This window comes from Streptomyces sp. NPDC052225, assembly GCF_040679615.1.
In the GTDB taxonomy this organism is placed as follows: domain Bacteria; phylum Actinomycetota; class Actinomycetes; order Streptomycetales; family Streptomycetaceae; genus Streptomyces.
Map to the genome: position 1 here is coordinate 117,858 of NZ_JBFAVD010000001.1, position 14,898 is coordinate 132,755.

The 14,898-nt window shown below is 68.8% G+C and carries 14 protein-coding genes; 4 read left to right on the forward strand and 10 right to left on the reverse strand.

The features are described 5' to 3' along the window. Positions 1–6: 6 nt before the first annotated feature. Entirely contained in the window at positions 7–549 is a 543-nt protein-coding gene (locus AB0L37_RS00575; RefSeq protein ID WP_365497798.1) for a YbjN domain-containing protein, read from the reverse strand. Between the two features lie 193 nt (positions 550–742). After that, positions 743–3,340 (reverse strand): ATP-dependent chaperone ClpB, encoded by a 2,598-nt coding sequence (clpB, locus tag AB0L37_RS00580; protein ID WP_365497801.1) that lies wholly within the window; start codon positions 3,338–3,340, stop codon positions 743–745. A 113-nt stretch (positions 3,341–3,453) separates the two neighbouring features. Here clpB and AB0L37_RS00585 point away from each other — a divergent pair, with 113 nt between their 5' ends. Beyond that, positions 3,454–3,876 carry a TIGR03618 family F420-dependent PPOX class oxidoreductase gene (locus tag AB0L37_RS00585; RefSeq protein WP_365497805.1) on the forward strand — a complete coding sequence of 141 codons (423 nt, stop codon included), beginning with the start codon at positions 3,454–3,456 and terminating at the stop codon, positions 3,874–3,876. Between the two features lie 108 nt (positions 3,877–3,984). On the opposite strand, the gene AB0L37_RS00590 is transcribed toward AB0L37_RS00585, so the two are convergent. Beyond that, positions 3,985–4,341 carry a hypothetical protein gene (locus tag AB0L37_RS00590; protein ID WP_365497807.1) on the reverse strand — a complete coding sequence of 119 codons (357 nt, stop codon included), beginning with the start codon at positions 4,339–4,341 and terminating at the stop codon, positions 3,985–3,987. 397 nt (positions 4,342–4,738) lie between these two features. On the opposite strand from AB0L37_RS00590, the gene AB0L37_RS00595 reads away from it, so the two are divergent. Beyond that, positions 4,739–5,710 carry a helix-turn-helix transcriptional regulator gene (locus tag AB0L37_RS00595; RefSeq protein WP_365497809.1) on the forward strand — a complete coding sequence of 324 codons (972 nt, stop codon included), beginning with the start codon at positions 4,739–4,741 and terminating at the stop codon, positions 5,708–5,710. Positions 5,711–5,751: 41 nt separating this feature from the next. Then, a complete protein-coding gene (locus AB0L37_RS00600; protein WP_365499158.1) occupies positions 5,752–6,678 on the forward strand; it encodes a helix-turn-helix transcriptional regulator in 927 nt (308 codons plus the stop codon). Here the strand turns inward: AB0L37_RS00600 and AB0L37_RS00605 are convergent. Then, on the reverse strand, positions 6,641–7,567 hold the full coding sequence (locus AB0L37_RS00605) for a helix-turn-helix transcriptional regulator (protein ID WP_365497812.1): 927 nt from the start codon (positions 7,565–7,567) through the stop codon (positions 6,641–6,643). The two genes, AB0L37_RS00600 and AB0L37_RS00605, sit on opposite strands and share 38 nt — an antisense overlap. 322 nt (positions 7,568–7,889) lie before the next feature. Here AB0L37_RS00605 and AB0L37_RS00610 point away from each other — a divergent pair, with 322 nt between their 5' ends. Next, positions 7,890–8,576 (forward strand): response regulator transcription factor, encoded by a 687-nt coding sequence (locus tag AB0L37_RS00610; protein WP_365497815.1) that lies wholly within the window; start codon positions 7,890–7,892, stop codon positions 8,574–8,576. A gap of 22 nt (positions 8,577–8,598) precedes the next feature. On the opposite strand, the gene AB0L37_RS00615 is transcribed toward AB0L37_RS00610, so the two are convergent. From AB0L37_RS00615 to AB0L37_RS00640, 6 genes are all read right to left on the reverse strand, one after another. Further along, positions 8,599–9,003, reverse strand: coding sequence for a hypothetical protein (locus AB0L37_RS00615; RefSeq protein ID WP_365497818.1), 405 nt, complete (start codon positions 9,001–9,003; stop codon positions 8,599–8,601). A 94-nt stretch (positions 9,004–9,097) separates the two neighbouring features. After that, positions 9,098–11,278 carry a hypothetical protein gene (locus AB0L37_RS00620; protein ID WP_365497821.1) on the reverse strand — a complete coding sequence of 727 codons (2,181 nt, stop codon included), beginning with the start codon at positions 11,276–11,278 and terminating at the stop codon, positions 9,098–9,100. After that, positions 11,275–11,970, reverse strand: a complete 696-nt coding sequence (locus AB0L37_RS00625; protein WP_365497824.1) for an ABC transporter ATP-binding protein — start codon at positions 11,968–11,970, stop codon at positions 11,275–11,277. Before AB0L37_RS00625 ends, AB0L37_RS00620 begins: the two co-directional genes overlap by 4 nt. Positions 11,971–12,129: 159 nt before the next feature. After that, on the reverse strand, positions 12,130–12,498 hold the full coding sequence (locus tag AB0L37_RS00630) for a hypothetical protein (protein WP_365497827.1): 369 nt from the start codon (positions 12,496–12,498) through the stop codon (positions 12,130–12,132). Positions 12,499–12,813: 315 nt separating this feature from the next. Further along, positions 12,814–13,938, reverse strand: a complete 1,125-nt coding sequence (locus AB0L37_RS00635; RefSeq protein ID WP_365497830.1) for a substrate-binding domain-containing protein — start codon at positions 13,936–13,938, stop codon at positions 12,814–12,816. Between the two features lie 205 nt (positions 13,939–14,143). After that, positions 14,144–14,530, reverse strand: a complete 387-nt coding sequence (locus AB0L37_RS00640; RefSeq protein ID WP_365497833.1) for a nuclear transport factor 2 family protein — start codon at positions 14,528–14,530, stop codon at positions 14,144–14,146. Positions 14,531–14,898: the final 368 nt, after the last annotated feature.

The window sequence follows — 14,898 nt, forward strand, 5'->3', positions numbered from 1 at the left end:
TCGGTGCTACTCGGCGTCGTCGCCGGGCTTCCCGTCCGACTCGGCCGAGTCGACGTCGGTCTCCAGACCGAGCTGCTCCACGAGCCAGCGGTCGAACTCGATCGCGGCGCGCACCCAGCTGACGGTCGACGACACGAAGTGCTCCAGCGAGACACCGGTGCCGATCAGCATCTGGGCCTCACCGATGAGACGGACCGTGCCGTCGTCGTGGGTGTGGCTGTAGACCTTGGGCCACAGGGTGCGGCGGTTCCAGTCGTCGATCGACTCCAGGAGCTGCGGCTTCACCTCGATGGCGTGCGGCCGGTCGTAGAACGTCCGCACCGAGAAGACCTGCTGGTCGCCCTCGCCGCGGAACATGAAGTACGTACGGAACTCCTCCCACGGAGCCGCGAGGTCGCCCTCTTCGTCCGTGACGTACTTGAGCTCCATCTGCTCCAGGAGCTGCTTGACCAGGTCCTGGTCGGGGATGACGGGACCTGCCGGTCCCCCACCCTGCGGCTGGGGGGGCTGCCCCCCGAAGTTGGGAATCGAGGACGGGTCGATGGTCACGTGCTTGGTCCCTTCGTATGGATGCGGCCATCCTCCCCCAGAGGGGCCCCCCGGGGGCAAGCCCGGGGGGCCTTCTGCCGCGCCTGTTCGCTCCCGGCTGCGCCCTCAGGGGCGCGGGGCTGTGTGCGGGGCTGTGTCATGAGCGGCTCCGCCGCGGGGCGCGACAAGCCACGACGAAACCCGCACTCGGCGACTACAGGGTCTTCCCGGTCGCGGGCCCGACCAGAAGGCCATCACCGAACGCGTCCACGCGCACCGTGTCGCCGTCGACGACCTCCCCGGACAAGATCTCCCTGGCGAGCCGGTCGCCGATCGCCGTCTGGACGAGCCGCCGCAGCGGACGCGCCCCGTACGCCGGATCGTTGCCCTCGGCCGCCAGCCAGTCCAGCGCCGCATCGCTGACGTCGAGCGTCAGCCGCCGCTCGGCCAGCCGCTTCGCGAGCCGGTCGATCTGGAGCCGCGCGATCCGGCGCAGCTCGTCCTTCTCCAGGGCGGAGAAGACGACCAGGTCGTCGAGCCGGTTCAGGAACTCGGGCTTGAAGGATGCCCGTACGACTTCGAGAACCTGCTGCTTCTTCTCCTCGGCCGAGGTCAGCGGCTCGACCAGGTACTGGCTGCCGAGATTCGACGTAAGGATGAGGATGGTGTTGCGGAAGTCGACCGTGCGCCCCTGCCCGTCGGTGAGCCGCCCGTCGTCCAGGACCTGGAGCAGCACGTCGAAGACCTCGGGGTGCGCCTTCTCCACCTCGTCGAGGAGCACCACGCTGTACGGGCGACGGCGCACCGCCTCCGTGAGCTGGCCGCCCTCCTCGTACCCGACGTAGCCGGGCGGGGCGCCGACGAGGCGCGCGACGCTGTGCTTCTCGCCGTACTCGCTCATGTCGATGCGGATCATGGCCCGCTCGTCGTCGAAGAGGAAGTCCGCGAGGGCCTTGGCCAGCTCGGTCTTGCCGACACCGGTCGGACCGAGGAAGAGGAACGACCCGGTGGGCCGGTCGGGGTCGGAGATCCCGGCGCGGGTGCGGCGCACGGCGTCGGAGACGGCGCGTACGGCCTCGCCCTGCCCGATGAGCCGCTTGCCGAGCTCGTCCTCCATGCGCAGCAGCTTCTGCGTCTCGCCTTCGAGGAGGCGCCCGGCGGGGATGCCGGTCCAGGAGGCGACGACGTCGGCGATGTCGTCGGGCCCGACCTCCTCCTTCACCATGGTGTCGCGGGCGACTTCCTCCTCGGCCTCGCTCGCTTCCTCCAAGTCCCGCTCCAGCGAAGGGATCTCGCCGTACAGGAGCTTGCTGGCGGTGTCGAAGTCGCCGTCGCGCTGGGCCCGTTCGGCCTGGCCGCGCAGTTCGTCGAGCTTCTCCTTCAGTTCACCGACGCGGTTGAGGGACTGCTTCTCCTTCTCCCAGCGGGCGGTGAGACCGCGCAACTCCTCTTCCTTGTCGGCGAGATCGCGCCGCAGCTTCTCCAGACGCTGCCTGCTGGCGGGGTCGGTCTCCTTGCCGATCGCCAGCTCCTCCATCTTCAACCGGTCGACGGCGCGCTGGAGTTCGTCGATCTCGACGGGCGAGGAGTCGATCTCCATGCGGAGCCGGGACGCGGACTCGTCGACGAGGTCGATGGCCTTGTCGGGCAGGAAGCGGGAGGTGATGTACCGGTCGGAGAGGGTCGCCGCGGCCACGAGGGCACTGTCCGCGATCTGCACCTTGTGATGGGCCTCGTACCGCCCCTTGAGCCCGCGCAGGATCGCGATCGAGTCCTCGACGGACGGCTCGGCGACGAGCACCTGCTGGAACCGGCGCTCCAGGGCGGGGTCCTTCTCGATCCGCTCCCGGTACTCGTCGAGCGTCGTCGCGCCGACCATGCGCAGCTCGCCGCGGGCGAGCATGGGCTTGAGCATGTTGCCGGCGTCCATGGCGGAGTCGCCCCCGGCGCCCGCACCGACCACGGTGTGCAACTCATCGATGAACGTGATGACCTGCCCGTCGCTCTCCTTGATCTCGGAGAGGACGGTCTTGAGCCGCTCCTCGAACTCGCCGCGGTACTTCGCGCCCGCGACCATCGCGCCGAGGTCCAGCGAGACGAGCCGCTTGTCCTTCAGCGACTCCGGCACGTCCCCCTTCACGATCCGCTGCGCGAGCCCCTCGACGACGGCGGTCTTGCCGACGCCGGGCTCACCGATGAGCACGGGATTGTTCTTGGTGCGGCGCGACAGCACCTGCACCACACGCCGGATCTCCTGATCACGCCCGATGACGGGATCGAGCTTGCCCTCCCGCGCGGCGGCGGTGAAGTCCGTACCGAACTTCTCCAGAGCCTTGTACGACCCCTCGGGGTCGGGTGTGGTCACCCGGCGCCCTCCCCTGCTCTTCGCGAAGGCCTCGGCCAGCTTCTTCGCACTGGCCCCATTCTCGGTCAGCACCTCACCGGCGGACCCGCCCTTGGCGGCGATGCCGATCAGCAGGTGCTCGGTGGACAGGAACTCGTCGCCCAGCTCCTTGGCGCGTTCCTGCGCGTCGGCGATGACGGCGAGCAGGTCGCGGCTGGGCTGCGGCGGCGCGACCGTCGACCCGGTGACGCTGGGCAGCGACGCGAGCACGCGCTCGGCGCCTTCCCGCACCCGCACCTGATCGGCATCGACGGCGGCCAGCAGATCAATGATGTTCTCGTTGTCCTGCCCTTCGAGCAGGGCAAGCAGCAGATGGGCCGGGGTCAGATCCGGGTGGCCCCCGGACACGGCCCGGCTGCTTGCCGCGTTGATCGCGTCGCGGCTCCGGTTCGTCAGCTCGGCGTCCACGTGCCTGTTCTCCTCCACGCAAGTCGTACAACTCTGACTTACTCAACGTACACAAAGTTGAGTCTATTCCACTCAAGGCGAAGGGTGGGAGCCCGTGGGGATAGGTTCCGGTCATGGCCAAGCGGATCGACCTCGACCACCCCGGCGCCGACTTCCTCACCTTCTGGCAGGAACGGCACCTGTGCACCCTCACCACCCTGCGCCCGGACGGCACCCCGCACGTCGTGCCGGTCGGCGTGACGTACGACGCCGAGCAGCGGGTGGCCCGCGTGATCACGAACAAGACCAGCCGGAAGGTCGCCCACATCCTGGAGAGCACGACGCCCGCCCGGGTCGCGGTCTGCCAGGTCGACGGCCGGCGCTGGGCGACACTGGAAGGCACGGCGACGATCCGCACGTCGACCGAGGACGTGGCCGACGCCGAGCGCCGCTACGCCGAGCGGTACACACGCGTTCCGCGCCCCAACCCGGACCGGGTCGTCATCGAGATCACGGTGGGCCGGGCCACGGGCAACGGCGTCTTCGCGGCCGGGTAGCCGCACGGCCGCGGCACAAACTGCAGCGGCGCCACCGTGTTTCAGGTCCACGGTGACGCCGCTGCGGGGGGAAGCACCTGCGCGATTTACAACGACGGGGGAATCGCGTCAGGCACTGCGGGGGGTGGCTGTGGTGCGTGACGGGGCATCCGAGGCCGCCTCGGCCTGCGGGCCCGCGTCCCCGACCAGCTGGTGATCACGCTGGTCGAGATTGACGAAGATCATTCCGTACCGGACGACGGTCCGCACCGGCTGCGGCGCCCCACGGGGCCTGCGCAGACACCGATAGGCCCGAATGTCGTCCTCGTCGTCCCGCGCCACGACGATCGGCTCCCCGAAGAGAGTGACCATCAGCGAGTCGCCGGGGTTCGGGATCGCCGTCACGAGATCGATCTGATGCCAGCCGGCCCGGTAGGCGATCGCCATCTCGCGGCGGAGGGATCTGTCGTCGGGTGGGGTGATCATGCGTCGACGCCTGTCGGTGCTGCGTCCCAGACCGGGTCCATCGACGCATCCGCCTGCAGAGCGGCTACCTTCACAGCGGTCGGCGCTCCGGTCCAGACCGCGTCACCGGGGGCGGCCTGAACTGTCGGCGAGGACGTCCAGACCGCGTCCGCCGGACCGACAGCATTCAGGACCAACCCGGCGGAGAAGGCGCCAGCAAGAACTGCACCAAATATCCTCTTACGCATAGCGGGCCTCGTCCTCACTTCCATGGCTTCTCTCCCCCGGCTCTCCACGACGATGGCTCATTCAGCCACGCAAACACCACAGGGTCGATGCATCATGTTCCTGCACGTTCAGGACCCTGGGGGGTGGAGCAATGCCAAATATGGGCTCTAACCGGGCACATCCACACGCCATGACCGAGCTGTGCGATGCCGGGAAGCAGCTCTACGCGGCAGCGCTGCGTACAGGCCACGTCATGCGCAGCGATACAACAGAGGCTCCCTGCCTGCTGGACCTCGCGCTCCTGCAGCCCGATCCGGATGACGCCGACCGGCTCCGTCCGGTTCCGCCGACTGCCGCGCTCTCGCAGCGACTCCATCCACTCGAACGCGAAATCCAGGAGAGGAGAGCACTGGCGGTCGAGCTCACCGAAACTTTTGAGCCTTTTCTGACCATCAGTGCCCAGCAACGACCTGCCACCCATGCGATCACTGTCCATGAAGGCAAGGACCGCATCAACTCCGCGATCGAGCTGGCCATCGCCGAGTCCAAGTTCGAGATCCTCACAGTGCAGCCCGGTGGCGGCCGTGACGAGCACACCCTCATCAAAGCGGTGCAGATGGGCCGCGAGTTCACCAGCCGGGGCATCCGGATGCGCACCCTCTACCAGCACACGGCCCGGCACAGCCACGGCACACTCGCCTACGCCGAAGCCTTCAAGCAGGGCAAGGTCGAGATACGTACGCTCGAAGAACTCATAGAACGACTCATGGTCTTCGATCGGGCAGTTGCCTTCATTCCCGCCCGCGAAGACCACGAAGCCGCGCTGGAGATCCGGCATGCCGGCCTCGTCGAATACCTGGCCAAGGTCTTCGAGCAACTCTGGCACCGCGCGGTACCGCTGCTGGAGGAAGCCCCCTACGCTCCACCGACCGACGGCATCACGGGCGTTCAGCGCTCGATCGCCAGACTCCTGGTCGAAGGTCACGTCGACGAGGCGATCGCTCGTCGGCTGGGCATGAACGTACGCACCTGCCGTGCCCACATCGCCAAGCTCGCAGCGGCACTCGGCAGCGGAAGCCGCGCCCAACTCGGCTTCCTGATAGCGCGATCCGGACTCCTCGAGGCAGCCGCGCCGACCACGAAGAAGAGGGATGAGCTGTGACTGCCCACGCCCACGGCGTCGCGGAGTTGTGCGAGACAGGCATGGTTCTCTACACCCGGGCGCTGCGTGAAGGACACGTTCCCCGGCAAGAGACAGCAGCCGCTCCGTGCCTCGAGGCCTACGGCCTGCTCCGCTCGGAGAGCGAAACCTCTCAGTGGCTGCGCCCCGTCCCTCCTGCCATCGCACTTCCGTCTCTGCTCAGGGCGGTTGAGGACGAGATCGCTCAACGCCGCAGCCAGGAGGAGAAGCTGGCCAAGACCTTCGCGAGTCTGATTGCCCTGGACGCGGAGCGGGCCGCCGTCCCCGATACACCCATGATGACGGTGCTCCTCGGCCTGCACCGCATCAACGAAGCGATAGCCGACGCCGCCTCCTCCTCGTCCGACGAGCTGCTCACCATCCAGCCCGGCGCCGCGAGACCGGCGAACGTGCTGGCGTCGAGCCTGCCGCGCGAGCAGAACCTGCTCGCCCGGGGCGGCCGCATGCGGACGCTTTACCAGCACAGCTCCCGCCACTCTCCCGCCATCCTCGCCCATTACGAGCAGATGGCCGGCGACGTGCAGGTCCGCACACTCGACGAAGTCACCGAGCGCCTCGTCATGTTCGACCGCACCGTCGCCTTCATCCCGGGAAACCCGGACCGCACCGTCGCCCTGGAGATCCGGCATCCCGCGCTGATCGCCTATCTGGCCACCACCTTCGAGAGGCTGTGGCGCCTGGCCACGCCGTTGTTCCCGCAGAGCGCGAGCGAGGACTTCCCGGCCGGCGGTGTCACTCCGCGCCAGCGCACCATCGCCACGCTCCTCATCGAAGGGCACACCGACGCCGTCGTGGCGGAGCGCCTCGGCATGAACATCCGCACCGTACGCGTCCACATCGCCAAACTCGCCGCCACCCTCGGCAGCGACAGCCGGGCCCAACTCGGCTATCTCATCGGTCAGTCGGGGATTCTCGATCAGGACCGCTGACCAGGCCGACGAGCCCGGCCTGCGCGATCCGCACCCCCAACTGCGCCCGACTGGAGGCCCCCAGCGTCTCCGCGAGCCGCGCGATGTGCGCCCGGCACGTCCGGACGTTCATCCCCAGACGCTCGGCGATGACCGCGTCCGTGTGGCCCTCCGCCAGGAGCGCCGCGATGGAACGGCCCCGGTGCGTGATGCCGTCCGCACCGGTGCGTGGAAGTTGGTCGGAGACGGGCGCCGCGAGCCGCCACAGGCGGTCGAAGACGGTGACCAGGTAGAGGATGAGCGCGGGGTGGCGGACTTCGAGAGCCAGCGTGCGGTCCGCGTTCGCCGGGATGTAGGCGACGGTGCGGTCGAACGCCATGAGTCGTTCGGGAACTTCGTCGAGCGTCCGCGCCTCGACGACGTCACCGAATCGGTCCAGGTACTCGTACAGTCCCTGACCGTGCCGCGCCACGTGGGTGTAGAGCGTGCGCATCCGCACGCGGCGCTCCCGCAGATCTCCCATGATCAGGACCGCCTTGCGCAGGTCCTCCTCGCTGCGGATACCGCCCGGCTGGATGGTGAGGATCTCGTCCGTGCTCGCCGCCGTGGCCTCGTAGACTGCCTCCTGAATCCGCCCCTTCCCCTCCACGACCCGCACGACGTCACTGCCCACCTGGAACCGCGGATCGGCCTCCGCGTACCGGGACAGCGCCCCCAGCGCAGCACCCATCCGCCGGTGCCCCGCGGTGACCTCCTCGTACGTCGCCCGCAGGAGCCCCGCCATCGCCTGCTGCGGAGGGACCGGGACCAGCCACCCGGCGTCCTTGGGATCGGGGTACAGGAGTGCCAGGTCCAGGAGGCAGGGCGCCCCGGCGACGACCTCACGTCGGTGCGCTCGCCCGGTACTCAATGCCTCCCGGTACAGGCGGTCTCCGGGTTCGCACAGCTCGCCAATGCCATGCGTGTGACCACTTCCGTGCAGACCGACCTCTCCAGCCATTGCCAACCCCCCTGGTCCCCATCAGCCGTGAAGCCTTCAAGTTAGACCAGCGGCCCGCCGACCTCGCGTCCCAAAAATGCCCCGATACCCGCAATCAACCATTCCTCCCACCCTCCGGATCGGCACTCCGCGAGAAGCTGACGGTGGCGTCCCCATGAACGGTCCGTGCATAGTTGGCGACAGCGGAAATCGACCAATTCCGCTGAGAGGAATGCCTAGGGGGAGGATCACGGTGATACGGATCGGCGTTTTCGGAAAGCAGCCCTTGGTGCGCTCGGGTATTCGCCGCATTCTGGAGAAGAATGCTCGGGCAAGCATTGTCGAGGCACCCTCTCCGGACATGATTCCGGCTGCCACGCTCCATGGTCTTCATTCGCTCGTCGTCTGTGCCGAGACCGCCGAGGCCGCGCTGTGCACGGTCAGGCAGATGAAGCAGCCCCCTGGCCGGTCCGCGGCCTCCGCCATAGTCGTGCTCAGCCGTCTCACCTCGGACGACGTGCCCGTACTGCTCCGGGAGGGCGTCCTGGGGCTCTTCCTCGACACCGACGTCGAACGGCACCTGTCCTGGGCCGTGGACGCCACCGTCTCCGGGAGCCTGGCCTTGTCACCCGTCGTCGCCGACTCCGTGATCGGTCAGTACGTACGTCACTTGCGGCGGAACGAACAAGACGCCGACTCCTGCGCGCAGTTGAGACGGCTCAGCCCTCGGCATCGGGACATTCTGGCCCTCATCGCAGAGGGACTTTCCAATCTCGACATCGCGGAAAAACTCAGCATCAGTACCCACACCGTCAAAGACCACGTCCGCACCATCTACGCGCGGCTCGACGTCGACAACCGTATCCAGGCCGCCCGGATCGCATGGCAGGCGGAACGCAGTCCCCTGTCCCGCACCGCCCTTCTTCAGCCCAGCTCCTGACGCTGCCCGACATCCTGAGCGATCAGTTGGCCACGCTGAACCATCCCGGCCGCACCTCGGTCAGAAGCGGGTGCAGGGACCGCACCGCGGCTCGCAGGTCCTCATCCGTGACATCAAGAGGCTCCGGCAGACTCAGCCCGTACCTGCGCAGCCGCCAGAGATCGAAGACCTCGCTCCCGTCGGCGGCGAAGTCCACATCGACCTCGGTGCCGTTGTCGCTCACAAAAAGGCACCCTGCCCCATGAACCGTGTAGGAGTAGGTGCCGACGTGCCCGCTCCGGCCGATGATCCGGCGTGAACGGACCAGGCCAAGGATGTCTGCGAGTCGCTCAAGCGAGGGGATCGCCGCCTTCATGGCCTCGTGAGCCGCGTTCAGAGCGTGGACGTACCCAAGAACGAGCTCCCGCGCCACCCCGACCCGTTCCATACGCCGCCCTCCCCTGAGCCCGTGACCGACGGGATTGTCCCACGGGCCGCCGGTGGCTGCGGGCCGCGCCCAGCGGCATCCCCCAGGACCCGCTCTACTCAGCCGACGGCCGCCACCCGTCCGCAGCTTTCGCGGCCGCCCGCGCTCCCCACCCCGCAAGCCCCACGGCGCACGCCAACGCACCCACGGTGATGGGCGCCATCGCCATCGGGGTCGCCTGTGCGGCACTGTTCAGCGGTGCGGCCATCCACCACGAGACCGTCACGCCGGTCAGTGCGGCCAATACCGCCGGCAGCAGCAGCGACCAGCCGGCCATGGCGTAGAAGACGCCGCGATTGCCCGTCAGTACGGACAGCGGTGCGATCTCCCGCCCGTGTCCGAGGAACTCGGACATCGCGCTCAGTCCTGCCACCAGCGCGACGATGCCCACGCCCAGCAACGCCATGAGCCGCACCCACCCCGCGGCGGTCACCAGCTCTCCCGTGCCGGAGAGATCGGCGAGCGGCCGCACCGACGCCTTCATCGCGAGGGTGCGGTTCGCCGTGGTGCTCAATTCGGGTACGGGCAACTGCCGGTGGTCCCTCCCCAGCAGCAGAAGGACTGTGTTGTCGCCCCGCTCGCCCTTGCCGTCGATACGGGAGACGTCGCCGCGCCGCACACTCAGTTTTGCTCCGTCGCCCGCGCCCGTCCTGCCGATGATCTCCCGCCACCGGACGTCCCCGGCCGTGCGGGACACGGACACAGGGGTCTTCCGGCACGGGACATCAAGCTCCGCGAGCGCCGCGCAGGAGCCGGTGACGTCGATGTCCGAGCGCACTACTCGTACGGCCACGGCGAGAGCGTCGGCGGGCAGGGCCCGTTCGAACGTCCTCACATGCGGGCCGTCGGCGTACGGCGCCACCCGCACCACGCTCGTCCCCACCCGCTTGTGCGTCTCGACCTCGCCCTGGATGAGAGTCCCGAAGACCGTGGTCCACATCTGGGCCTGGGCCGCCAGGCCGATCGCGATCACCATCGCGGCCACGAGCCGGGTCACCGAGCGGGCCCCCGACCCCAGCCTGCGTCCGGCCACCAACAGGCCGGGGCTGCCGGTGGTGCGCCCCAGCCGGGCCAGGATCGGGCCGAGCGCGCTGACCGCGGTGCCGATCACGGCCGGCAGCGTGGCGAAGACCAGAACGCATCCGACGGCGTAGACGGGGATGAGGAGCGACACCGGGACGAGTTCCGTGACGCGAACGGTGAGCAGCAGGGCGAAGGGGAAGATCCAGGGCAGCCAACTCCGGCGTTTGGCCAGGGCAGTTGGCCTCGTCGAGGCACCGGACCGGCGGCGGCCGGGCTGCAACACGACCGTGAGGACCATCACCGCGGCAGGCACCGCCAGCAGCCAGCCGACCAGCGCCGGCCACGCGCCTCGCGCGTCCCGCGCCGACAGGACGAAGTCGACCACGGGGTACGACGTGTCCGTCACCAGGGGCACGGCCGCGCACACGGCCGCCACTGCCGCGCCCACCCCGATCGGCAGCGCCGCCTCACCGACCGTGAAAGCCGCTCGTGCCGTGGTTCCCGCCCCGAGCGCGCTCAGCAGTGCGGTCCTGCGGTCGCGGGACGCCGCCCCGGCACGGGCCGCGATGACCACGAGCAGCAGCGCGGGGAGGAGCACCAGGACCACGTATCCCGCGAAGAACTTCTGCGGGCCGAAGTTGTGCGTGCTCTCGCCGACGAATCCGGCCGAGGCGTTCTCGCCGAATCCGCTGATCCTCAGCATCTGGGTCGTGTCCAGCAGCTCGGTTCCAGGGCGTACGTACGCGAAGCGCTCGGCGGGTGCCTCGAGCCCGGCGGGCGAGATGACGCCGCCGAACCGTCCGTACTGCGTGGCGATGCCGTCCTTCCTGCCTGCTTCGAGCAGCGCCGGCGACAGGAAGGCCTCACCGGGTTCCGGCCATCGCGGCAGCCCCGGGGGCAGGGGGGCGTCGGCGCGCGTCGGTTCGATGTACACGACGTCGTACGGCTTGTCGCCCATGCTCTGCACCACCGGCGCCCACAGGGCACGCGGCGTCTCCCGCGGATGCGCGTCGATCAGCCGCGGCGATCTCGCGACACTTCTCTCCGCTCTGGCGTCGAAGGAGTGTGCCGCCAGGACGAGACCTGCGACGGCGAGCGACGTCAGCGCGGTGGCCAGCACCAGCGCCCAGAACCGGATCCGTCCCGCCTCCGCCGTCAGGGCCGCGGCCCGGCCCATGCGCAGCAGTTGGGGAAGAAGCCCGCTGCCGCTCACAGCGGATCCCCTGCCGGGGCCTTCTCCACGATCGCTCCGCCGAGCAACTGCACGCACCGGTCGGCCCGCCGTGCGACATCGGAGTCATGGGTGACGAGGAGGAGTCCGCACCCGCGTTGCCGGGGAAGCCGGTAGAGCAGATCCGCCACGGCGTCCCGGTGTCGTGCGTCCAGGGAGCCGGTGGGTTCGTCGGCGAGCAGCAGGGTCGGCTCGTTGACGAGGGCGCGTGCCACCGCGGCCCGTTGCCGTTCGCCACCGGACAGGGTTCCCGTCGCCGCGTCCTGCGGGACGCCCAGCTCGGCGAGGAGCTCCGCGGCCTCGCGGTGTGCCTCGGCGCCGCGCTTGCCCGCGAGGAGACCTGCCAGCGCCACGTTCTCGACCGGCGTCAGTTCGGAGAGCAGTTCCCCGAACTGGAAGACCATGCCGATGGTGTCGCGCCGATGCCGGGCCAACGCCGCGCGGGACAGGCGTCCTTGGTCGACACCGGCGACCCGCACCACACCGGAGCGGGGGCGCAGGAGTCCGAGGACGCACATCAGCAGGGTGGACTTGCCACTGCCGCTCGCACCCATCACCGCGACGGACTCACCGGCGGCGATCCGCAGACTCACGCCGTCGAGCAGCGTGCGTCCGGGAACTCCGTACGTGAGCCCTTCGACTTCAAGAACGGCATGCTCGGCACCGCTGTCCACCCTGCCTCCAAGGGTTCCGCTTCCGCGTTCGCTGGCTAAACTCGCGCTGCGGGGGTGGCGGCCGCCAACATCGGCCGCCACCCCTGCCTCTGCACGAGGATGCGGAGTCGATCTCTCAACTACGCGATTGCACCGGTCACTTGCTGTGCCGGGGGCGCACTACCAACCGGTGCAGTCGTCGGGGAAGTTGTTGTAGACCTCGCACGCCTGCATCTTGAAGATCGTGGAGTACTTGCCGCTCTCGACGGTCCAGGAGTTCCCGTCGTTGTCCTCGAAGTAGGTGTCGCCGTACGCCTGCTTGTTCCACAGGGTCAGCTGATCACTGGGGTGAGCCGTCCGGTAGTAGTTCACCTTGACGTCATGACCGTCGTCCTGGGTGTCCTGGAGGTTCATGATGGTCGCGCTCGATTCCGTCCAGGCGCGCGCACCCCCCTTGGATGCCGACAGGGCGAACGCGGGCGACGCCCCCGCGAGGGCGAGCACGGTCAGCGCGCCGACTGCGGCGCGTCGGATACCTCTGCTGTTCATGGTGCCTTCCGTTGTCCGTCGCGGACACGCCCTGAGCGGGAGCGCCCTGCATGTGCCTTCAACTGGTGTTGAAGCACGGCCGGTTCGGCGTGGGTGCGCGAACCTGACAAGCAGAATTGAACCGTTCAGCAGTCGGCCACCGGCATCCCTCCGAGGACGGGTTCTCCATCCGCCGCCCCCTCCGGAGGGGGCGGTCAACAGGTCGGCACCGGAGTCCGCCTCGCCGCAATCTCCATCATCTGAAGCACCACAACAACAAGGGCCGACAGCCCGTACGGCCGTCGGCCCAGCCCACCAACACCCCGCGCACACCCCCTACTTCGTCAACCCCGCCTCCGCACAGGCCGCGGCATACTTCGGCGTGCAGATCTCCTTCACCGAGTAGATCCCGTCCTTGACCACCGTGTTCTTGATGTTCTTGCGCGTCAGTGCGACCACGCTCACGCTCGCCGTGCGGATCTGCTTCGTCGTCGGGCTGTCCGTGGAGTCCATCGCGAGGGCCTCGAACTCGATCGAGCGGCCCTGGGCGATGCGCACCGCCATCTCGGCCGCGGTGGCGGCCTCCTCCGGGTACGGCTTGTAGACGCTCATGTACTGGTCGCCGACGAGGATCCGCTGGACCGCGGCGAGTTCGGCGTCCTGGCCGGTGATCGGCGGGAGGTCGGTGACGCCGGCTTCCTTGAGGGCCTCGATGATGCCGCCGGCCATGCCGTCGTTCGCCGAGTAGACGCCCGCGATGTTGTCGGCGCCGATCGACGTGATGGCCTGTTTCATGGCCGCCTCGGCGTTCTTCGGCTTCCAGCCCACGATGTCGGCGGACTTCGCGATGGTCACCGAGTCGCCGAACTCCGCTCGCGCGCTCTCCTTGAAGACCGCCGCGTTCGGGTCGGTGCGCGCACCGTTGATCATGACGATCTTGCTGCTCTTGGTGGCGCGGGAGCCGAGCGCCTCGAGGAGCGCCTTGCCCTGGGTCTGGCCGACGAGTTCGTTGTCGAAGCCGACGTACGCGTCCACGGGGCCCTGCGCGAGACGGTCGTACGCGATGACGTGGATGCCCGCGTCCTTCGCCTTCTTCACGGACCCGGCGATGGACTTGGAGTCGACGGCGTCCACGAGGAGGGCGTCCACGCCGGCGTCGATCATCTCCTGCATCTGCCGCTTCTGGAGGGCAGCGTCCTCGTTCGCGTTCTTGTAGAGCAGCGTGCCCTTGCCCGAGGTCAGCTTCGCCACCGTCTTCATGACGATGGGGTAGTCGAACTTCTGATAGCGGGCGGTCTCCTTCTCCGGAAGGAGCAGACCTATCTTGACATCGTTGCCCTTGTGCACGGGCTCGTCGGAGTCGCTGTCCCCGCCGGGCAGCACACCACCGCAGGCCGAGAGCGAGACCAGCAGGACGGATGCGGCGCCGGCCATGGCGGCGGATCGCATTCGCGTGTTCATTACGGATACCTCCCTGACGTGGCCGCGACGGTGCGGCCGAGGTGCTCGAAGCCAACTCGGCCGCCCACGCGGGGTCAAGAGATGAAGCCACACCGCAACGAAACCGGATCCGTTACTTCCCCCCATGAAGCCGGATAAGGCGAATACTGGACACTCCTCCCGTCTTCACAGGAGCTTCACTTAACGTCCTGTTCTACGCGCACGCTCAGGCGGCCGGCACGCGGTCCAGGAACCCGTGCACCGCCGTGATCCGCCCGTCCCCGGCGATCTCGACGACGTCGAACCCGGCGACGGGCGCCGACCCGTCCGCCTCGCTGACCAGCTCCCACCCGAACCGGGCGACCCGGTGATGTCCGTCCACGGCCCCGAGCTGCCGGAAGAAGAACCCCGGGAACTGCTCGTGCGCGGCGCCCATGACCGCCGCGATCCCCTCGTGCCCCGCGACGTCGGCCAGCGGGTCGGTGTACGTGCCGTCCTCGGTCCAGGCGGCGGCGACGGCCTTGGCGCGCGCTTCGTCGGTACGGGCGTTCCACGCCTCGAAGTAGCGGGTGACGGCGGTGTCGTGGACAGCCGTGGCGTTCGTAGCGGTCATGGTGATCGGCCTCCTGAAGTCGGTGACGCGCGGTCCGGGACCCGGAGCCCGAGCGGAGTGCGCCGCCCGGGTTCCGGTGACTTCAGAGTGCCGGGGCGCGGGGCGGGGCGCGATTACGCGCGAGGTAATGCCGACGGGGTCAGCCGACTCTCTCTCCCCCCCGGCCGTCGGCCTCGGGGCCGCCGCGGCCGTGTCCACCACGGCGCCCTCCTCTGTGCGGGGCGGCGGCGGATCGTGGTGACCAGGGGACACAGGCACCCCACAGATAAATCTCAGGTCAAAGTCCCTCAGCAGGGCAACCCCGCGCCCCTCTCACCGGTCACCTTGCCGTCAGAACAGCCACCCCGTTCACCGACGAGGAGCCGCTG